Source organism: Aquimarina sp. EL_43 (genome assembly GCF_943422735.1).
Taxonomy (GTDB): domain Bacteria; phylum Bacteroidota; class Bacteroidia; order Flavobacteriales; family Flavobacteriaceae; genus Aquimarina; species Aquimarina megaterium.
This window is the reverse complement of the sequence record NZ_CALSBR010000001.1, coordinates 2,622,712-2,643,518: the sequence shown is the minus strand read 5'-3', so window position 1 is coordinate 2,643,518 and position 20,807 is coordinate 2,622,712. Positions and strand designations below refer to the sequence as shown.

At 32.6% G+C, this 20,807-nt stretch carries 17 protein-coding genes; 12 read left to right on the top strand and 5 right to left on the bottom strand.

Annotation, left to right across the window (positions count from 1 at the left end):
* Positions 1 to 148 precede the first annotated feature (148 nt).
* A complete protein-coding gene (locus tag NNL09_RS11315; protein WP_025667198.1) occupies positions 149 to 1,321 on the top strand; it encodes a VWA domain-containing protein in 1,173 nt (390 codons plus the stop codon).
* A gap of 42 nt (positions 1,322 to 1,363) precedes the next feature.
* Entirely contained in the window at positions 1,364 to 1,876 is a 513-nt protein-coding gene (locus NNL09_RS11310) for a rhodanese-like domain-containing protein (protein ID WP_025667197.1), read from the top strand.
* A gap of 63 nt (positions 1,877 to 1,939) precedes the next feature.
* Here the strand turns inward: NNL09_RS11310 and NNL09_RS11305 are convergent, their stop codons facing one another.
* Positions 1,940 to 2,962: a type IX secretion system membrane protein PorP/SprF gene (locus tag NNL09_RS11305; RefSeq protein WP_196911076.1), complete on the bottom strand. Its 1,023-nt coding sequence runs from the start codon at positions 2,960 to 2,962 to the stop codon at positions 1,940 to 1,942.
* A 519-nt stretch (positions 2,963 to 3,481) separates the two neighbouring features.
* On the opposite strand from NNL09_RS11305, the gene NNL09_RS11300 reads away from it, so the two are divergent.
* The 10 genes from NNL09_RS11300 (at position 3,482) to NNL09_RS11255 (ending at position 15,960) form a co-directional block, all read left to right on the top strand.
* Positions 3,482 to 4,393: a NifU family protein gene (locus NNL09_RS11300; RefSeq protein WP_196911077.1), complete on the top strand. Its 912-nt coding sequence runs from the start codon at positions 3,482 to 3,484 to the stop codon at positions 4,391 to 4,393.
* Between the two features lie 268 nt (positions 4,394 to 4,661).
* A complete protein-coding gene (locus NNL09_RS11295) occupies positions 4,662 to 5,495 on the top strand; it encodes an AraC family transcriptional regulator (RefSeq protein ID WP_196911078.1) in 834 nt (277 codons plus the stop codon).
* A 241-nt stretch (positions 5,496 to 5,736) separates the two neighbouring features.
* A complete protein-coding gene (gene glyA / locus NNL09_RS11290) occupies positions 5,737 to 7,017 on the top strand; it encodes a serine hydroxymethyltransferase (protein ID WP_035096584.1) in 1,281 nt (426 codons plus the stop codon).
* 117 nt (positions 7,018 to 7,134) lie between these two features.
* Positions 7,135 to 10,038 (top strand): aminomethyl-transferring glycine dehydrogenase, encoded by a 2,904-nt coding sequence (gene gcvP / locus NNL09_RS11285; RefSeq protein ID WP_196911079.1) that lies wholly within the window; start codon positions 7,135 to 7,137, stop codon positions 10,036 to 10,038.
* Position 10,039: 1 nt separating this feature from the next.
* The gene (gene gcvT / locus NNL09_RS11280) at positions 10,040 to 11,134 is read left to right on the top strand and encodes a glycine cleavage system aminomethyltransferase GcvT (RefSeq protein ID WP_196911080.1); all 1,095 of its coding nucleotides are present in this window, start codon (positions 10,040 to 10,042) and stop codon (positions 11,132 to 11,134) included.
* A gap of 4 nt (positions 11,135 to 11,138) precedes the next feature.
* Positions 11,139 to 11,522 (top strand): glycine cleavage system protein GcvH, encoded by a 384-nt coding sequence (gene gcvH / locus NNL09_RS11275; protein ID WP_025667190.1) that lies wholly within the window; start codon positions 11,139 to 11,141, stop codon positions 11,520 to 11,522.
* A gap of 170 nt (positions 11,523 to 11,692) precedes the next feature.
* Positions 11,693 to 11,893, top strand: coding sequence for a dodecin family protein (locus NNL09_RS11270; RefSeq protein WP_025667189.1), 201 nt, complete (start codon positions 11,693 to 11,695; stop codon positions 11,891 to 11,893).
* A gap of 154 nt (positions 11,894 to 12,047) precedes the next feature.
* Positions 12,048 to 14,084 (top strand): thioredoxin domain-containing protein, encoded by a 2,037-nt coding sequence (locus NNL09_RS11265; protein WP_196911081.1) that lies wholly within the window; start codon positions 12,048 to 12,050, stop codon positions 14,082 to 14,084.
* Between the two features lie 129 nt (positions 14,085 to 14,213).
* Positions 14,214 to 14,924, top strand: coding sequence for a hypothetical protein (locus tag NNL09_RS11260; protein WP_196911082.1), 711 nt, complete (start codon positions 14,214 to 14,216; stop codon positions 14,922 to 14,924).
* A 328-nt stretch (positions 14,925 to 15,252) separates the two neighbouring features.
* Positions 15,253 to 15,960, top strand: coding sequence for a hypothetical protein (locus NNL09_RS11255; RefSeq protein ID WP_025667186.1), 708 nt, complete (start codon positions 15,253 to 15,255; stop codon positions 15,958 to 15,960).
* Here NNL09_RS11255 and tsaB read toward each other — a convergent pair.
* The 4 genes from tsaB to NNL09_RS11235 all read right to left on the bottom strand — a co-directional run bounded on the left by tsaB (position 15,914) and on the right by NNL09_RS11235 (position 20,805).
* Positions 15,914 to 16,576, bottom strand: a complete 663-nt coding sequence (tsaB, locus tag NNL09_RS11250; RefSeq protein ID WP_196911083.1) for a tRNA (adenosine(37)-N6)-threonylcarbamoyltransferase complex dimerization subunit type 1 TsaB — start codon at positions 16,574 to 16,576, stop codon at positions 15,914 to 15,916. The two genes, NNL09_RS11255 and tsaB, sit on opposite strands and share 47 nt — an antisense overlap.
* Positions 16,577 to 16,708: 132 nt before the next feature.
* A complete protein-coding gene (locus tag NNL09_RS11245) occupies positions 16,709 to 17,986 on the bottom strand; it encodes an efflux RND transporter periplasmic adaptor subunit (protein ID WP_025667184.1) in 1,278 nt (425 codons plus the stop codon).
* A gap of 80 nt (positions 17,987 to 18,066) precedes the next feature.
* A complete protein-coding gene (locus tag NNL09_RS11240) occupies positions 18,067 to 19,581 on the bottom strand; it encodes a TolC family protein (protein ID WP_231389258.1) in 1,515 nt (504 codons plus the stop codon).
* A gap of 105 nt (positions 19,582 to 19,686) precedes the next feature.
* The gene (locus NNL09_RS11235; RefSeq protein ID WP_025667182.1) at positions 19,687 to 20,805 is read right to left on the bottom strand and encodes an efflux RND transporter periplasmic adaptor subunit; all 1,119 of its coding nucleotides are present in this window, start codon (positions 20,803 to 20,805) and stop codon (positions 19,687 to 19,689) included.
* Between the last annotated feature and the right edge of the window lie 2 nt (positions 20,806 to 20,807).

Here is a 20,807-nt window from a genome sequence, read left to right as displayed (position 1 = left end):
TACTGTTTTACAGTAGCTTTTTAGGACAAAAAAGAAACTTCCCTAATCAAAAGAGTAAGTTCCCTCATTTATATTAACTAGTCCCTCATTATAGATTTTTAATCAAAAAAGTTAACTATAGTTTTATCCAAAATTAAAAAAGGAAACTATGAAGACATTTTTTACATGGAGCATGTTATGTTTACTTGTTACTATTTCTTGTAACGCAAATAATAAACCGAACTCCGATCTCGCATTTCAAAAAGAAAAAAACCACCTAATACAAACTACCAAAACCGATCCTAATACACGTAACATACAAGTAGCTTTACTATTAGACACCAGTAATAGTATGGATGGGCTTATTGACCAGGCTAAGGCTCAACTATGGGAAATCGTAAATGAACTTTCTTATGCGAAATGCGGTCATAACAAAATAAAGCTGGAAATAGCATTATATGAATATGGTAATGATGGTTTACCATCTCAAGAAGGATTTATTAGACAAGTCTTACCGTTCTCTGATGATTTAGATGAAATATCCAAAGAACTTTTTGCACTTACAACTAATGGAGGAAATGAATATTGTGGTAAAGTGATCAATACTTCAATTAATCAATTAGGTTGGAAAAAAAATAATGATCATTTAAAACTAATCTTCATAGCTGGCAACGAACCCTTTACCCAAGGGCCGGTTGATTATAAAGATGCAGCAACAGATGCATTAGAAAAAGATATTACGATTAACACCATTTTTTGTGGTAATTATAGACAAGGTATTGAGACAATGTGGAAACACGGAGCCGATATTACAACTGGAGAATATAGTGCAATTGATCATAATCGTGAAACCGTACATATTGCAACACCATATGATGATATTATTCTTAAGCTCAATCATAAATTAAATGGTACATATATCTATTATGGTCACCAAGGCGCTCAAAAAAGACAATTACAAGCTGAACAGGATAGTAATGCAAGATCCTACAGTTCTGCTAATGCTGTAAGTCGAACCGTTAGTAAGAGTTCTGGTTTCTATAAAAACAAAAGCTGGGATCTAATCGATGCTGCAGAAGACGAAGCTTTTGAAGTCGAAAAAGTAGCAAAAGACGAATTACCAAAAGAGCTTAAAGGAAAATCTAAAGCTGAGTTAAAGCAATATATCGCAGAAAAAAGCAAAACGCGTAAAGAGATACAACAAAAAATTAAAGAGTTAAATAAAAAGCGTGTATCGTATATCAAAGAAAACAGTAAAAAAGATGATACAAACCTAGAAGCTGCTTTACTAAATGCTATCAAAAAGCAAGGAAGAAAAAAATCTTTCTCCTGGGAAGAATAAATCATAAAAAATAGGGTGCTTCAAGAAAAATAAATAGTCAAGATGAAAACAGTTATTAAAGTAATTATACTAATTCTAATACCTATGTCAATGCAGGCACAGCAACAAAAGAAGTTATCAAAATCGAATGTTGATTATGATTCTTTTCTAGAAATATCTGAAGAAATTTTAGAATATAGAAAAGAACGATTAATTCCTTTGGAGACTTTTCTAAAGTATATGACAGATGAGAACACTATTTTATTAGACACTCGTTCTGAAAGTGCTTACAAACAAAAGCACCTTAAAGGAGCAACTCATATCAATTTTTCTGATTTCACAGAAGGGAAACTGGCAAAAAAAATACCTTCCAAAAAGACTCGTATTTTGATTTATTGTAATAACAATATCGATGGAGACTCTATTAATTTTGCTTCCAAAATGGCTCCTCTGGCGTTAAATATCCCAACATTTATAAATCTCTATGGATATGGTTATAAAAATGTATATGAATTATCTTCTTTGGTCCCTATAAAAGATCAAAGGCTACAATTTGATGGTACTTTTACCAAATAAAAATATAAATGGTTGCAAATTTGCAACCATTTATATTTTTTATGTAATATTTTTATACTGTGATTAGTTTTTAGAATTAACCGCAGGGCAATTACAATCCCATCTTTCCTTACGTTTTCCAAAATCGTACCCTAGAGTAATTTGATGAAAACCACCATTACTAAGCACTACCGAATTCAATTGATAACTGTAGGTATACCCAGCCATCCATTTTTTATAATTAATTCCCAAAAACGGAGTTATGTATTGCAATTGCTGGCTTTCTACAGAAGTGCCATCTTGAGAAAATTCTGCTCCATCTAGGCTACGTCTGTAAGATATTCCTCCCCATAAAGTGCTCGAACTAAAATCTCTGTATACTTTTAAATTAGCATCAATGGTGCTTTCTTGAGTTTCATCTGTAGCTTGATACATAATAGATGGCTCTAAACTCCAGGGAGTAGCTCCAATACCAAACAAATACCCTAAAGAAAAGATATATCTACGTTGATTATTAGATTCTCGTATCGGGGTATTATTATCAAAAATATCACGAACAGTTGGCAATATGTTTTTAACAGTAATATGTGCATACCATTCTAAATAGTTATAAGATAACCCTACATCAACATTGTAATATACATCTTTTTGTACTCTATCCAGAATTACAGGATCTGGATCAAAAGGATCATCAAGTCCTCTTAAATCTACATTAGATTGTATCAAACCAGCACTAAGACCAAAAGATAACATGTTTAGATCTGTTCTATCTCTCGAAAACAAAAGATGATAAGCATATGTTAAATACAGTCCTGTCTGGGAAAACCTACCGTTTTCATCTCTATATACAATTCCTCCTAAACCAGATTTCTCTCCAGTTCTAAAATTAATATTTAATGTCTGTAGATTAGGTGCATTATTCACATCAAACCATTGCTTTCTGGCAGTAAGTCTAATTTTATTAGCATTTGATGCACCAGCCATTGCAGGATGTATCAAGTACAAATTATCAGAGAGATAATCAGAGTATACAGGAATACCTTCTTGCGAGAAGGCAAACGGAGATACCAGTACTAATACTACTACATAGAATGTTTTTAAGTTCATTTGAGCACTATTATTTAGGGGCTAAATAGAATTTGTGAATTCAATCTAAACTATTAAAAACAGTTTATATTGTGAGGCTTCACCTTATTTTTTTAAATAAATCATTGTATTTCAATCGCTCCAAAGATATAAATTTTTGTCAGAATACAAGATCTATACTTTTTGAAGTCAAAACAAGTCAAAGGATGTACCCCCTCTTCTGGTTATTATTTTTAACCAATTATAGACATTAGAAATCAGTCCTTGATCATTAATTTTTGTGCCAACACAACTACATTCCCACTATAAGTCAACGTTTAATTAAGATTTTGTGATAAATCACTTATTATTAGTGACGAAATTTTTGATCAATAACCTTATTCATCTTTATGCTTATATTATTATCTAATTCAACAACAAAAGCTAAAATTATATACTTTATTTATTTACATATATTCAAGATTAGTTAAAAATTGTTAGCATTACGCATACATTACTAATATCGTCTTGCTTTTTAGTAGATTTGCAAAAAAATAGCGCATGGAAAAGAGTTTTGAAATAAAAATAGAACCTACTTCAAATCCGGGTATTGTTAAGTTTGAAGCCAATTATTTTCTAACCCAGCATACCAGTTATGAATTTGAGAATATAGATCAAGCCAAAAACGCTCCTCTTGCACAACAATTGTTTTATCTCCCATTTGTAAAAAGGGTATTTATTGCACAAAATTTTGTTGCTATAGATAAGTATGATATTGTAGAATGGCCAGATGTGCAAGAAGAAGTTGCACAACAAATCAAAAATTATCTCAATAGTGGTCAACCTATTATTATTGAAACTGAGGCTGAAACCACAAAAAAAGTTCCTATTACTATTTATGCAGAGAGTACACCTAACCCTGCTGTATTAAAGTTTGTTGCTAATAAAAAATTAGTTACTGTGGGTCATGAATTTAAAAACATTGATGATGCTAGTGAAGCACCTTTGGTACAAGAGTTATTTCATTTTCCGTTTGTTAAGGAAGTATACATTGATGAAAATTATATTTCTATAGGGAAATATGACATGGCAGATTGGAATGATATTACCACAGAGATTAGAGATTTTATACGTAATTATCTAGAGCAAGGTAAAGAAGTTTTAACTGCAAATGCTGTTGTGACAAAAGAAGAAATAAAAAAACAGTCTGATTTAGATTTTGAAAGCCTGGATGATGTCTCAAAAGATATTGTAAATATTATTGATGAATATATCAAACCTGCTGTAGCTAGTGATGGAGGTAACATATTATTTGATTCTTATGATCCGAAGAGTAAAGGAGTAAAAGTAATTTTACAAGGAGCTTGCAGTGGGTGCCCTTCTTCTACTTTTACATTAAAAAACGGAATCGAAAACATGCTAAAAGAGATGTTAAAAGACAAAGTAGAATATGTAGAAGCTATAAATGGTTAATTTTTATATATAAAGAACCAAAAAACATAGTTTTTATCTATTCACTATCATACTAAATTATCCGTAAATAGTACTAAAACATCAAAACATACAATTTTTAATACATTTCAAACTATTGATTATAGATAATTTATAAAACCAACATATATTAGCTACTTAAAAAAAGTATAGAAATACTTTTACTTATATCATAAGTTAAGAATCACCCCAAGGTTTTTTTTGGGCTTTGAATGATAAAAAAATTGTTCAAAAGTAAATTATTGAGATAATGTATGACAAGAATAAACATAATAATGTCCAGCATTTTATAAATAACGCTCTCGATAATTTAGAGTTATTTAAAGGGTCATTTACATCGCATCAATTTAAGCCTCATTTTCATGAAAGTTATACTATAATTTTTATGGATTATGGTATTGGCGACTATTCTAACGATTCTTCTAATTTCATTTTATCTACTGGTTCAATTCTTGTTTTTAACCCCTATGAAGTACATACAGGAAAGCCTGTAAAAAATTCACCATGGAATTTTCTTACTATGTATGTTCCCATTGGGATCATGAAAAAGGCTATGGGCACCTTAAATTCGTCTATAGAATTACCAGTTTTCAAAGAAAACATTATAACTAACAAGGTATTATTTAAAAAAGGAAAAGCTGTATTTCCGAATCTGATATACAATCAACATAATCCAAAGTCTGAATATTTACTTATGGATTTTCTAAAAGAGCTAATCCAAAGGTATGCACATACTGAAATAAATAATGAGCCAATTTCAGAAAAATTTATTGTAGCAAAACAAATCAAAGAATATTTACACAATCATTACCTCGAAGAAGTTTCTATTCACGATCTTTCTAACTTAACAGGTATTTCAGAATATGGATTGATCAAATCTTTTAAACAACATTATCAACTTCCTCCACATCAATACCTAGTGAATCTCAGAATAGAAAAAGCTAAAAAACTACTCACCGAAAGATTATCTGCAACAGAAGTTGCATACCAATCTGGTTTTTTTGACCAAAGTCATTTCACCCGGCATTTTAAAAAAATAATAGGCATTACTCCAAAACAATTCGCCAACAAGGTAATTATTTAACTCACCTTCTCAAAGACCACAAAACAGCACTCTATCTCCATTTTACTTCATAAAACCAATACAAATATTAGGTTGCAATTTTGTACTATTTTTTCAATTTTATTCTTCACAATTTGCATCGGTTAATTTTTGATTCGTAAAGATTTTATATATCAAAAAAAACAAAAACCAACATTGTAAAAAATACAGTAACCAAAATCCGATGCACAATATTGGATGTAATACGTTAAAAAAGAAAATTATGGCACAAGATATTCAGGACAATGAGATAAAAAATCTTATCGCAGAAGAAACAGAACGTCAGGAACATGGAATAGAGTTAATCGCTTCGGAAAACTTTACATCTAAACAGGTTATGGCTGCTATGGGCTCTTCTCTAACCAATAAATATGCAGAAGGCCTTCCCGGAAAACGATATTATGGTGGCTGTGAAGTAGTTGACAAAGTAGAAACACTTGCTATTGATAGAGCTGCAAAACTCTTCGGAGCAGAATGGGTAAATGTACAACCACATTCTGGAGCACAAGCAAATGCAGCTGTAATGCTAGGTTGCCTTAATCCTGGTGACAAAATATTAGGTTTTGATCTGTCACACGGAGGTCATCTTACCCATGGATCACCGGTTAACTTTTCTGGTAAACTTTATCAGCCTAGTTTCTATGGAGTAGAAAAAGAAACAGGTCTCATCAATTGGGATACCGTAGCAGAAACAGCAGAAAGAGAAAAACCTAAACTAATTGTTTGTGGAGCATCTGCTTATAGTCGTGATTGGGATTACAAAAGACTAAGAGCTATTGCAGATCAGGTAGGTGCCTTATTATTGGCAGATATCTCTCATCCGGCAGGATTAATTGCCAAAGGTTTATTAAACGATCCGATAAAACATTGTCATATTGTAACCACCACAACACACAAAACATTGAGGGGACCTAGAGGTGGTATGATTATGATGGGGCAAGATTTTGAAAACCCATGGGGGCATGCAACCAAAAAAGGAGTAATCAAAATGATGTCTAATATTTTGGATATGGCTGTTTTTCCTGGAACTCAAGGAGGGCCATTAGAACACGTAATCGCTGCAAAAGCAGTAGCATTTGGCGAAGCACTTACTGATGATTATAAAGTGTATGTAGAACAAGTAGCAAAAAATGCCAAAGCGATGTGTGCTGCCTTAATAGAAAGAGGGTATGATATTATCTCTAACGGAACCGATAATCATATGGCACTTATTGACCTGCGATCAAAAGACATCACAGGAAAATTAGCAGAAAACACATTGATAAAAGCAGATATTACCATTAATAAGAACATGGTACCTTTTGATGATAAATCACCATTTGTAACATCTGGTATGCGATTAGGAACATCAGCTATTACTACCAGAGGAATGAAAGAAGATGACATGTATACTATGGTTGGTTTTATAGATGAAGTATTAGCAAATCACGATAATGACACTAAGATTTCATCTATCAAGACAGAAGTAAATAACTGGATGAAAAATTTTCCATTATATAAATAAAAAACAGTCTAGCGGATAGTTATATTATGAAATGAGCCATATAAACCAAGTTTGTATTTATCGAAAATTTTGAATGGTGAATTCCATCTGACCGTTAAAGAACAATAAAAAGAACAGATGAAAGATCTAAGTACACTTAAACAAGAATTCCTACCAAGACATATAGGTCCTGGCAAAAAGGAAATTGATCAAATGCTAAACGTGATTGGTGTTTCGTCATTAACACAGTTAATTGATGAAACGATTCCACAAAACATTCGTTCTGCAAAACCATTAACATTACCAGCAGCACAAACAGAATTGGAGTTTCTTACCAGCTTCAAATCCATGATGGAAAACAATAAAGTATTCCGTTCATTTATAGGAATGGGATATCACGATTGTATTGTACCGCCAGTTATTCAACGAAATATTCTTGAGAATCCTGCTTGGTATACAGCTTACACACCATATCAGGCAGAGATAGCACAAGGTAGACTAGAAGCCTTGATCAACTATCAAACCATGATAACCGATCTTACTGGGATGGAGCTTGCCAATGCATCTCTTTTGGATGAAGCTACAGCAGCAGCAGAAGCCATGACACTTTTATACCGTGTAAAAAGTAGAGCAAAAAAACAAGCTAGTACATTTTTTATAGATAAAAAAACATTTCCGCACACTATAGAACTTATTATAGGCCGTGCAGAACCTATTGGTATTAATGTAGTTGTTGGAGATATCGCCGAACTTGATATGTCAAACCCTGATCTTTTTGGGCTTCTTATACAATATCCAGATAGTGATGGAGCAATTACTGATCCAACGCAATATATTACTGAAGCACAAAAGCATGAAGTAAAAATTGCAGTAGCATCAGATCTAATGGCATTAACACATATTACTGCACCAGGTGAAATGGGAGTGGATGTAGTTGTTGGTACTTCACAAAGATTTGGAGTCCCTCTGGGATATGGGGGGCCACATGCAGCTTATTTTGCTACAAAAGAAGGGTATAAACGCCATATTCCTGGTAGAATTATTGGGGTAACAGAAGATAGTCACGGTCGTCCTGCATACCGAATGGCACTACAAACCAGAGAGCAGCACATTAAACGAGAAAAAGCTACTTCTAATATCTGCACTGCACAAGTATTACTTGCGGTAATGGCCGGGATGTATGCAGTGTATCATGGTAAAGATGGTGTATCTCAGATCGCCAACAAAATTCATTTATCGACTTCTAAGCTTAATCAGGAATTAGAGAAACTCGGATATACACAAACCAATACTCATTTCTTTGACACTTTAAAAATAGAAGTAGAAGATAAAGAAGGTATCAAAAAAATAGCGCTCGATAAAGAAATCAATTTTAGGTATTTTGATGATAATCATGTAGGGATATCACTTCACGAAAAAACTACATTGACCGATCTACAAGATATTATCGAAATCTTTGCTACTGCAAAGGGTAAAACGATAAAGGTAACAGATTGGAAAATTGATGCAACTGCGATCCCTGCCTCTTTACAAAGAAAATCTTCTTATCTAGAACACCCTGTATTTAATTCTTACCAGGCAGAGCATGAAATGCTTAGATATCTAAAAAGATTAGAAAATAAAGATCTTTCATTAGTGCATTCTATGATTGCTTTAGGTTCATGTACCATGAAACTTAACGCAACTACAGAGATGATGCCTTTATCTTGGGGTGAGCTTGCCAATATTCATCCTTTTGTTCCCACAAATCAAGCAAAAGGATACCACCAAATGTTTGAACATTTGGCCTCATGGCTGGCAGAAATTACTGGTTTATATACTACCTCTCTACAACCAAACAGTGGAGCCCAGGGAGAACTTGCAGGTTTAATGGTTATAAAAGCATATTATGCAGATAAAAACCAAACTCATAGAAACATAACTCTTATCCCCTCCTCTGCACATGGTACCAACCCAGCAACAGCAACTATGGCAGGACAACAAGTAGTTATTGTGTCTTGTAAAGAAAATGGAGATATCGATATCGATGACTTGCGGGCTAAAGCCGAAAAACATAAGGATAATTTAATGGCATTAATGGTTACCTACCCATCTACTCATGGTGTTTTTGAAGAAAACATCAAAGAAGCCTGTGAGATTATTCATGATAATGGAGGAAAAGTATATCTGGATGGAGCAAACCTAAATGCTCAATTAGGGTTAACCAGCCCTGGAATTATTGGTGGAGACGTATGTCATCTTAATCTTCATAAAACCTTTTGTATCCCACATGGTGGTGGTGGACCAGGAATGGGACCAATTGCTGTAAGTAAAGAACTTGCTCCATTTATACCGGGTAATGCTGTAGTAAAAAATGCAGGAGGAGAAAAGGCTATCGCGGCTATCTCTGCAGCTCCCTGGGGTAGTGCAAGTATTCTTTCTATTTCTTATGCATATATCGCATTAATGGGTGGCGAAGGGTTGACCTCTGCTACAAAAATGGCAATTCTAAATGCTAACTATATAAAAGAAAAACTCGTCGATCATTATCCTATCTTATTTACAGGAGAAAAAGGTCGCAATGCTCATGAGCTTATTATCGATTGTAGAGCATTTAAAGAAGAAGATATTACTGTAACCGATATTGCAAAAAGACTTATGGATTACGGATTTCATGCACCAACAGTATCATTTCCTGTTGCAGGAACTATTATGATAGAACCTACAGAAAGTGAAACTGTAGAAGAACTTGATCGCTTTATTGATGCTATGATAAGTATAAGAAATGAAATAAAAGAAATAGCAAACGGAACTGCCTCTAGAGAGCAAAATGTATTAAAAAATGCTCCTCACACTATGGAGTTTATCGCTCGAGACAATTGGGATATGCCATATTCCCGAACCAAAGCAGCTTTTCCGCTACCTCATATAAAAGGCAATAAATTCTGGCCTAGTGTAGGTCGTGTAAATGATGCCCATGGAGATCGAAATTTAATGTGTAGTTGCCTACCTGTTTCGGTTTTTGAAGAAGATACAAAGAATACAGAAATAACTATAAACTAATATGGAAACAGAACTAATAAGTATAGCTCTCGAAGCTAAACACCAGGAATTGGGAGCAAAAATGGTCCCATTTGCAGGATATTTAATGCCACTTCAATACACCTCTGTAGTACAGGAGCACAAAACTGTAAGAGAAGGTGTTGGTATATTTGATGTATCACATATGGGTGAATTTATCCTTAGAGGACCTAAAGCGTTAGATTTAATTCAGAAAATAAGTAGTAATGATGCCTCTAAATTAAATATTGGGAGTGCTCAGTATTCTTGTATGCCTAATGATAAAGGTGGTGTTGTAGATGATCTTATTATCTATAAACTAGGTGATGAAGAATATCTTTTGGTAGTTAATGCCTCTAATATTGACAAGGACTGGAACTGGATAAAAAGTCATAATACAGACAATGTAGAAATGATTGATCGTTCTAATGAAATATCACTTTTTGCCGTACAAGGACCACTTGCAAGCCGGGTATTACAAAAACTCACAAAAGTAACACTTGCTGATATCCCGTATTACACTTTTGTTATGGGTGAAATAGCAGGAATACAAGATGTAATCATTTCTGCTACAGGATATACAGGCGCAGGAGGTTTTGAGCTTTATGTTCCTAATTCTGGAGCAGAACAACTTTGGGATGCAATTCTCGAAATTGGAAAAGAAGATAACATTCAGCCTATCGGACTTGGAGCAAGAGATACATTACGATTAGAAATGGGATTCTGTTTGTATGGAAATGATATTGATGATACCACTTCTCCATTAGAAGCAGGATTAGGCTGGATTACAAAATTCACTAAACCATTTATTAATTCTGAAGCTTTACAAAAACAAAAAGCAGAGGGGGTCACTCGAAGATTAGTTGGTTTTGAAATGATAGAAAAAGGTATTCCTAGGGCTGGGTATACAATATATAATGAAAATGATGAGTGTATCGGAAAAGTAACTTCAGGAAGTCAATCACCTATATTAGAAAAAGGAATAGGACTTGGCTATGTAACTATTCCCTACGCTAAAGCAGATAGTACCATTTTTATCGAAATTCGAAATAAGCGCATCAAAGCAATAGTTAAAAAAACACCTTTCATAAAAAAATAAAACTATGAATATCCCAGAAGAATTAAAGTATAGTAAAGATCACGAATGGATCAGAATAGAGAATAATATTGCTCATATCGGTATTACAGATTTTGCGCAAAGTGAGTTAGGTGATATCGTCTATGTAGAACTCGAATCTTTGGATGAAGAACTTAATGAAGGAGAAGTAATGGGGTCTATTGAAGCAGTTAAAACCGTTTCTGATATTTTTATGCCAGTTTCGGGTACTGTTGTTGAAATTAATGAAGAGCTGGAGTCAAATCCAGAAATGGTAAATTCTGATCCCTATACTGATGGTTGGCTTGCTAAAATAGAAATCTCTAATCCAGATGAGATTAACGATCTATTAGATGCTAATGCATATAAAAAATTAATAGGAGCAGAATAACGGTTACTCATCAAAAAAATAAGATGATTTTATGTCAACATGCTTTTTAACGATAAATTTATAGTTATATCGAAAAATCCAGGAAAAGAATACATGCTATTTTTTCTAAAAAGCAACAGTTTGTTGTATCTTAGATATTCTTATATTTTTTAATTTAAAAAACTCACAACATGGCGATTATTAAAGTTATCGAAGTATTAGCAAATTCTGAAAAAAGCTGGGAAGATGCTACTAGAAATGCTGTAAAACAAGCTAGTAAATCTGTAAAAAACATTAGATCTGCTTATGTTGCAGATCAAAGTGTTGTGGTTAAAGACAATGATGTAACAGAATTCAGAGTAAACCTAAAAATCTCTTTTGAAGTAAAATAAAAAGTTTTATTACTTCTTTATAAAAAGCATCCTGATGTATTCGGGATGCTTTTTATATTTTTATACATTACTAAAATCGACTCTGGTGAAATATTTATGTATCATTACATTATCGCTATTATTCACAACGTGCACAAGTCAAAATAAACCACCTATGGAACAACACGCTTATACTAATGATCTTATTCATGAAACCAGTCCATATCTCCTACAACATGCTCACAATCCTGTAAATTGGAAACCCTGGGGAGAAGAAGCACTACAACAAGCTAAAAAAGAAAACAAGCTTATTATTGTAAGTATAGGATACGCAGCTTGCCATTGGTGCCATGTTATGGAGCATGAAAGCTTTGAAGACCCTAAGGTAGCAGAAATCATGAATGCTAATTATGTGAATATTAAAGTAGATCGTGAAGAACGCCCCGATATAGATCAGGTATATATGAGTGCAGTACAATTAATGACTGGTAGTGGTGGTTGGCCTCTTAATATGGTTGTATTGCCCGATGGAAGACCTGTTTGGGGAGGCACCTATTTTCCTAAAGGAAATTGGGTTGATGCCTTAAAACAAATTGCAAATTTATATGAAAAACAACCCGATAAGTTAATAGAATATGCCGAAAAACTAGAACAAGGAATTAAGGCTATTGATCTTATTGAAGTAAACACTAATGCCATTAATTTTGATAAAGAATTTGTCGCGGCTTCTGTAAAAGAATGGAGTTCTCATTTTGATCATCAAAAAGGAGGTACAAAACGAGTTCCTAAATTTATGATGCCCAATAATTATCATTTCCTTCTTCGATATGCTTATCAAACCAAAGACGAAACACTATTAAAATTTGTAAAAAACACTTTGACAAAAATATCATATGGTGGGGTGTATGATCATGTTGGAGGAGGATTTGCACGATACTCTACAGATGGAAAATGGCATGTTCCTCACTTCGAGAAAATGTTATATGATAACGCGCAATTAGTAAGTCTGTATTCTGATGCTTTTTTAGTTACCAAAGATCCCTGGTTTAAAGATGTGGTTTATGAAACTTTAGATTTTGTAGCAAGAGAGCTTACTAATAAAGAGGGTGCTTTTTATTCGTCTTTAGATGCAGATAGTAAAACTTTGGACGGAGAACTAGAAGAAGGTGCTTTTTATGTATGGACCAAAGAAGAGTTAAAAAAAATAGTACCTGATAATGACTACACCCTCTTTGCTAATTATTATAATATAAATTCATATGGTTTCTGGGAAAAAGGAAACTATGTTTTAATTAGAAAGGATGCTCATCAAAAGTTTTGTACTGAAAATAATATTGACAGTAAAGTCTTGATTAAAAAAATCTCTCAATGGAAACAAATTTTACTTCATGAGCGAGAAAAACGCTCTCGACCACGATTAGATGACAAAACCTTAACTTCCTGGAATGCATTAATGCTAAAAGGTTATCTGGATGCATATAGAGCATTTGGAGAGAAAAAGTTTTTGGATGCTGCCATAAAAAATGCAAATTTTATCAAAACCACTCAGTTAAAAAATGATACATCTTTATTTCATAACTATAAAAATGGTAAAAGTACCATTAATGGGTATTTAGAAGATTATGCACTAGTTATTGAAGCCTTTATAGCCTTATATCAAAACACATTTGATCCAGAATGGTTGGAGATATCAGAACAACTTACACAATACACTTTAAACCACTTTTTTAATGAGAACAGGAATATATTCTATTTTACTTCTGATCAAGATCCAAAACTTATTACACGTACTATAGAATACAGTGATAATGTAATCCCTGCATCTAATTCGATAATGGCTAAGAATCTATTTCTACTATCTCATTATTTTGATCGCTCTAATTACAAAGAAATAAGTGAACAAATGCTACATAATATTAAACCGCAAATCAAGTCTTATGCATCAGGGTACTCCAATTGGTTAGATCTTATGCTCAATTTTTCTTTTAACTTTTATGAATTGGTTATTATAGGTACAGAGGCAAAAATTAAATTAAAAGAAGTAAGCCAAACTTATATTCCAAATAAACTAATAGCAGGAGGTACATCAGATTCTGATACTGCCTTATTAAAAAATAGATTTGTTAAAGACAAAACTTTGTTTTATTTATGTGTAAATAATTCATGTAAATATCCGGTTGAAGAATTTAAAGACATTTTACCTTTAGAATAAATACCCTTGAGGAAAACCTATAAGATATTCAACTAAAAACCTATATTGAATTTTAATTTAAACTGGCGTGGTTTTTGAGCCAGATTTGTATAACATACTATTTCAACACTAATCCAAAATTCACTTATTATGAAAAAAATAGTCTTATTTTTTATAGTTTCGATGTTTGTATTTGCCGTTAATGCACAAATTGGGACTGCTCATGCAGAATATTTAACCCCTTTATTTCAAACGCACAATAATGTTAAAGTCTTTAAAAATCCAAATAATACCCAAACAACTAAAACAAAAGGCTCTCCATATGAAAATGAAAAGTTTGAATTAGGAGAAATAGTACATACAAATTCTAAACAAAAAATTCAAAAATTATTTTTGAGATATAATGTATATGACGATCAGATAGAAGTAAGCAAAACATTAGAAGCTTCTGAATTACATGGCCTTCTTAAGAGTGACCACATATATGCCCGTGTTAATAATAAAGAATATCATTATAAGAAGTACAAAGATTTAAACAATCAAACCAAAAAGGGATATTTAATCAAACTAAGAGACAATACCAAAATTAGTTTATACAAGTTGCTTGTAAAAAAATATACTAAAGCTAAAATTGCGAATACTTCATACCACAAAAATACTCCTGCAAAGTTTACAGATCAACATATCTATTATTTAGAAATAGGTGAAAAACTAGTCCCAGTTAATTCAAGTAAAAAGAAAACGGTAAGTATCTTTCCTGATCATCAAAAAGAAGTAAAAGATTTTATTGGTAAAGAAAATTTAAGTCTAAAAAAAGAAAAGGACCTGGTTAAACTAGTAAACTTCTATAGCACATTGTAGTACTTTTTTTAAGTAATGTAGCAAAAAACGCTTAATCATTTTTTATTTTAAGCTATCCAAAAAGTGTTAAAAAAGCGTTTTTTATAGGTTTTTTAAAACCGTTAAACCGTAATTAAATATTTTTATTGTAGTCTAAATCCTACAATTATTACGGTTTTGCCGTAAAACACCTATGTGAATTATTTGTTAAAAACGCAATTTTATTCCTAATAATTTAATGCTTCACACGTTTGAATTATGAAATTCGTAAAAATTTGATCAAAAAAGCATATTAATTGTATTTAAAATGTTATTTCTTTAAGTTTATCATACCTAAATCGAAAAACTTATGAGAAGAATATTACTTTTTTTATGCTTAACAGCATCGTCTGCATTACTTGCACAATTACCCCGAAATTTACTTACATCTACTACCAGAGTTTCTTTATATGATGATTATGATGGTAGTATTTATATGAAGAGTCGTTATAAAGAATCTAGTGTTATCGATGAGAAATCAGGAACTTTTGATGCTAAACTTAAGTATAACATTTATTCTGATGCTCTAGAATATAGCTCGCAATCCAAATTATACGAAGTGGTTAAAAGCCCAACTATTCATGCTCGAATCGATGGTGATTATTTCTATTACTGTGAATTCAAAAATCAACGAGGAAGCAATAGAGATGGCTATTATGTATTAGTAGAATTAACCGACAGGTATCGTATTTATAAAAAATTTACACTCAGAGTAAAAGATCCCGAAAAAACAGGTCCGATAATCAGTGGCCCTTCTGATCCAGGAACACTTAGAATGATTACCTCATATTACCTTGAAGAGTCTGGTGTTATCATGGAATTACCAATGAACAAAAAAGAAATGCTTGCAGCATTTAATGATAAAGAAAACGAATTGAAAGATTATTTAAAAAAGGAAAGAATTCGTTTGAGAAAAGAAGAAGATTTAATTCGACTTGTAGCTAGATACAATGCATTAAAAAGCTCTGATTCTAGCCCGTCACGAAGTCTTTTAAGTAATACGGGTCGAGGTAACTAACATCTTCAAAATCTTTTTTCAAAAATTTAGGATAACTTAACATTGCCATCTCATTTGCAGATGGCAATTTGTTTTCTATAAATACAGCATTAGTATCGTTACAAATAGCTGAAAATTTTTCTACACCATTTCCTATGAAATATACTTTTTTCTCCTGCAAATGTGCTTTAAAAGAAGTATCTGTAAGAATTTCTGCCTCTGTTTTTCTTATTTCTTTATACCTATTAGTAAAAACGGTAGAATATACTTCCATTCTTCGGGCATCAAGCATAGGAACAATATAGCTATCTTTTTCTTGTGATACCTGCAGTGCTAATGAGTGCAGAGTAGGCACAGCTATTAATGGGATATCTAATGCATAGCATAGCCCTTTTGCTGCCGATACACCTATTCTTAATCCTGTATATGAACCGGGACCTTTACTAACCGAAACCGCTGAAAGATCTTTTGGGGTTAACCCTGCTTCTTTAATAACTTGATCTATAAAATTATGTAACCGTTCTGCATGAGAATATGTGCTATCATAATCCTCTATTAATCCAATTACCTCTTTATCATTAGCTAAAGCTACAGAACAATTAGTTGTTGAAGTTTCTATACAAAGGATATAAGCCATCTATCAAAAATTTAGGCAAAGATACTCTAATTAGTCAAAAAAATGATCTAATTAAACATGTCCATTACTAAATGTTTTATCGAAGTTTTAACCGATAGAATTTTGACGAGTACCTAAAACTACTACTGGTTTTTATTTGGTAGATTTTTTCTCTTTCTCGGTAGTTACTTTATCTCCTGTCTTAAGTATTTTGGTAACCACATTATAAGGCCCCGTTATAACCTCATCTCCTTGCTTCAACCCACTGGTTATTTCAATATTACTATCATCCTGAATACCTGTTTTTATCACTCTTAATTTGGCTGTTTCACCATTCTTAACAAATACACATTCGAATTTTTTATTGGTGTCTGATAATATCTCATCTTTAGAAGAGGGTTCTTTTACATCAGAAGTATCATTTTTAATTACTATAGAACTTATAGGAACGCCTATCACATCTTTTCTCTTATCTGTAATAATGTCGACAGTAGCAGTCATACCTGGTCTAAACGGAGAGTAGTTTTCGGGCTTACCTTCTAGTAAATCGGCATATGACTCCTCCAAAATTCTAACTTTCACTCTAAAATTAGTTACTTGATCTGCACTTACAGCATTTTCTGCAGAATTAGCAATTTCTGTAACTATTCCTTTAAATTGTTTCTTTAGGTAAGCATCTACTTCAACAATTGTAGAATCTGCAATTGAAACTTTAACGATATCATTTTCATTTACATCTACCTCTACTTCCATATTACTAAGATCGGCAACACGTACGATCTCTGTACCTGCCATTTGTTGGGTACCTACTACTCTTTCTCCCAATTCTACAGATAACTTAGAAATTGTACCTGTCATAGGAGCATAAATCGTAGTTCTGCTTAGGTTATCTTTGGCTTCATTAACAGTTGCCTGAGCACTTCTTACATTATAATATGCTGATTGCTTAGCTGCTTCTGCTCCTTCATATGCAGAGATTGCTCTATCCCACTCTGCTTTAGAAATCACTCCTTTATCAAATAATGCCTTATTACGATCATAGCTTAGTTTTGATTCTTTTAAACTAGCTTCGGCTTGTCGCAATCCAGCCCTTACATTTTCTAATGACGCCTGGGATCTATTTAATCCTGATTGAATAATATCGGGGTTTATACGAACCAAAAGATCTCCCTTTTGAACCTGTTGCCCTTCTTTGATTGGTAAGTCGATAATCTCTCCTGATACTTCTGAAGAAAGTTTAACCTCTACTTCGGGTTGTATTTTACCCGTAGCCGAAACAGTTTCTACAATATCAATTTTGTCTATTTTGGTAACCGATACTTCTTTAAAGTTTCCACTTTCACCAAACCATCCGGCTTTCTTACCATAAACAAGTAGTACAATTACAATGACAATTATACCTAAAATGAAGAGTAATTTTTTTTTATTCATGACCTACTTTAACGTTAATTCTATTCTATAAAATACAATCTTTTTCTATATAGCAGTCAAAAAAACCGAATGCTACTATTCTATAATTTTATATCAGCGATCTTTATTCCGAAATACAGTTCTAACACTTTTAATTTAAAAATGAAATCAAACTTATTTTGTACTTCCTGGCTCTGTGCATTTTCTAATCTAAATTTTGATTGGCTAAAATCAAACGCGTTAGTTAGTCCTACATCATAACGATCTTTTGCATATTCATACGCTCTTTCTTGAGCTTTTACAGAAACTTGAGCAGCTTCATATGCCTCTGCAGCTCCTCTTGCATCTAGATATGCCTGGTATACATTACTATCCAAATCTAATTCTGCTTGCTCTAATTGAAATTCTGTACGCTTTACATTAACCTTATTTCTTTTTACAGCATTCCTTGCAGAAAACCCATTAAAAATTGGTACCTGAAGAGATAACCCATAAGAAATACCATCATTGGTATATAACTGATCGATAAATGGTGCAGCATCCTGTTCTACAAGAAGTAGATTAGGAGTTTGAGTAATAACATTCTGCCCTGTTGCTTCTACAACACCGATACTCTGAGTTAAGACAGGATTATTCGCATCCAAAACACGTGCAAAAGACTTAGCTCCTGATTCTCTTGTATTATAATTAAAAGAACCGCTTAATGTAGGATAATATGCTCCTCTTGCAATTTCAAGATCTTTTTCTGCTATAAGTTTATTCTGCTCTGCGATCTGTACTTCATATCTTGATTCTCTAGCTTGTGCAATTACTTGATCAATAGGTTTTTCTAACATTTCTGATCCTGGAACTAAATACTCTTGTTCTGCAATGTCAAAATCTTCATAATTTTTAATCAGTAATCGCTGTGCTAATCCAATTAATGCAATCTGTACTGCATTTTCTGCCTGTACAATTCTTGTTAATTCATCTGCAGAAGTTGCTTCAATTTCGAGAAGATCTCCTTGAGGTAATACTCCTGCTTCTACCAGATCTTTAGTACGTTGTAATTGTTCTAATGTGATCTCGTGTTGTTTCTCTACCACTTTTAAAGATTCCTTGTTTAAAAGTACTTGCAGATAACTATTTGCGACAAACAATGCAATATCATCTTTAGATTTACCTAGATTATATTGACTAAGTAGCTTATTAAGTTTAGCTCTTTGAAATCTTTTTATATTTCTTAAACCACTAAATATAGTTACTCCTGCACTAACACCATAATTAGAACTTCTAAATGTCTGTGTTTTATTTTCGTTGGTAATAGGGTCTGTAGATAAACCAGAACTCCAAAAGTTAGAAGCTGATGCATTTAATGATGGTAGAAAATTTCCTATGGCATCAATCCTATCAATTTCTGTTGCCTCTACATCTAATGCCGATTGTTTTATTGCAATATTATTTTCTAAAGCATATTCTACACACTCGCGTAATGTCCATTTCTTTTCTTGTGCCTGAGTTTCTAGCACTCCAAAGAAAGCAATACATAAAATTAAAATTCTAATTCTCATAAGTTTAAAATCTATAGTGTCCTTTTGTGATGAGAACTTGCCTAAATCTTTTACTATTATTTTCATACTATGGTATAGGTATATATTTGATTGATGTTGTTACAGATTATTTAAAAAATATTTTTAATTATCTAACCACTATCAAAAATATTGTTTTAAAACATGCTGGCTTTAACCTTTTTCATCTTCTTTTTTAATGGGCTCTGTTTTATTCCAAACTTTAATATCATCTTCTTCTGTAATTCCTGATAGAATTTCAACATTAATACCATCAGAAATACCAATTTCAACATCTTTTCTTTCAAACTTTTGATCTCCTGTTCGTACTTCTACATAAGGATCTTCTGTTTCTTTATCAAATTGTAAAAGTGCTTCTTTTACAGCAAGAATATCATTCTTTGTTTCTAAAACAATTGAAGCATTTGCACTATATCCTGCTCTTATAAAATATGATTTATCAAGAAAAACTTCACCTTCAATTTTAAACTGAACTGCACCTTGTTCTTCATCTCCTTTTGGCGCAATAAATTTTAGTTTTGCATCAAATTCTTTATCTCGTATAGCTCCAAGGCTAACTTTTAAAGGCATATCAATTTTTAGTTTATTTACCTCTGCTTCATCTACTTTCCCTTCAAAAATCATTTTGTTCAAATCTGCAATTGTAGCAATTGTGGTTCCATCGTTAAAGTTATTACTTTCGATCACCTGATCTCCTTCTTTAACAGGAATTTCGAGAATCGTTCCTGATACGGTTGCTCGTATATTAGTATTAGCTGTAGAAGAACCTCCTGCAGAACCTAAACGTATGATTTGAAGATCACTTTGTGCATTCGAAAGATCTTGTCTTGCCTGGTTATATCTTAGGTCTATATTATTAAAATCCTGGCTAGAGATTACTCCTTTATCAAAAAGTGCTTTATTTCTATCATATTCTACCTTAGAGTTATTTAAAACAATTTGTGCATTTTTAACACGTCCTCTTGCACTGTTTAAGGATTGTTCATTAGGTACTACTTTTACTTTAGCGATTAAATCTCCTGTTTTTATTGCTGCTCCTTCTTCAACATAAATCTTTTCTATAATTCCTGAAATCTGAGGTTTGATTGCTACTTCATCCTCTGGAACTACTTTTCCTGTAGCTACTGTTTTTTCTTCAATAGAGGTTTTAAACGCTTTTTCTGTAGTAAATACAATCGGGGATTTACTGTTAGAATCTATAAGGTACTTACCTGAAAACCCTAGTAAGGCCACAAAAATTACAACTAATAAAATTTTAAAAAACTTTTTCATTT

Excerpts from the sequence above, each read along its gene's own strand:
- NNL09_RS11245 (WP_025667184.1), bottom strand. The coding sequence starts at position 17,986 with ATGAATAAAAAAAAATTACTCTTCATTTTAGGTATAATTGTCATTGTA.
- NNL09_RS11255 (WP_025667186.1), top strand. The coding sequence starts at position 15,253 with ATGAGAAGAATATTACTTTTTTTATGCTTAACAGCATCGTCTGCATTA.
- NNL09_RS11240 (WP_231389258.1), bottom strand. The coding sequence starts at position 19,581 with ATGAAAATAATAGTAAAAGATTTAGGCAAGTTCTCATCACAAAAGGAC.
- glyA (WP_035096584.1), top strand. The coding sequence starts at position 5,737 with ATGGCACAAGATATTCAGGACAATGAGATAAAAAATCTTATCGCAGAA.
- NNL09_RS11300 (WP_196911077.1), top strand. The coding sequence starts at position 3,482 with ATGGAAAAGAGTTTTGAAATAAAAATAGAACCTACTTCAAATCCGGGT.
- gcvT (WP_196911080.1), top strand. The coding sequence starts at position 10,040 with ATGGAAACAGAACTAATAAGTATAGCTCTCGAAGCTAAACACCAGGAA.
- NNL09_RS11295 (WP_196911078.1), top strand. The coding sequence starts at position 4,662 with ATGTATGACAAGAATAAACATAATAATGTCCAGCATTTTATAAATAAC.
- NNL09_RS11305 (WP_196911076.1), bottom strand. The coding sequence starts at position 2,962 with ATGAACTTAAAAACATTCTATGTAGTAGTATTAGTACTGGTATCTCCG.
- NNL09_RS11260 (WP_196911082.1), top strand. The coding sequence starts at position 14,214 with ATGAAAAAAATAGTCTTATTTTTTATAGTTTCGATGTTTGTATTTGCC.
- NNL09_RS11270 (WP_025667189.1), top strand. The coding sequence starts at position 11,693 with ATGGCGATTATTAAAGTTATCGAAGTATTAGCAAATTCTGAAAAAAGC.
- NNL09_RS11315 (WP_025667198.1), top strand. The coding sequence starts at position 149 with ATGAAGACATTTTTTACATGGAGCATGTTATGTTTACTTGTTACTATT.
- NNL09_RS11265 (WP_196911081.1), top strand. The coding sequence starts at position 12,048 with ATGGAACAACACGCTTATACTAATGATCTTATTCATGAAACCAGTCCA.
- gcvH (WP_025667190.1), top strand. The coding sequence starts at position 11,139 with ATGAATATCCCAGAAGAATTAAAGTATAGTAAAGATCACGAATGGATC.
- NNL09_RS11235 (WP_025667182.1), bottom strand. The coding sequence starts at position 20,805 with ATGAAAAAGTTTTTTAAAATTTTATTAGTTGTAATTTTTGTGGCCTTA.
- gcvP (WP_196911079.1), top strand. The coding sequence starts at position 7,135 with ATGAAAGATCTAAGTACACTTAAACAAGAATTCCTACCAAGACATATA.
- tsaB (WP_196911083.1), bottom strand. The coding sequence starts at position 16,576 with ATGGCTTATATCCTTTGTATAGAAACTTCAACAACTAATTGTTCTGTA.
- NNL09_RS11310 (WP_025667197.1), top strand. The coding sequence starts at position 1,364 with ATGAAAACAGTTATTAAAGTAATTATACTAATTCTAATACCTATGTCA.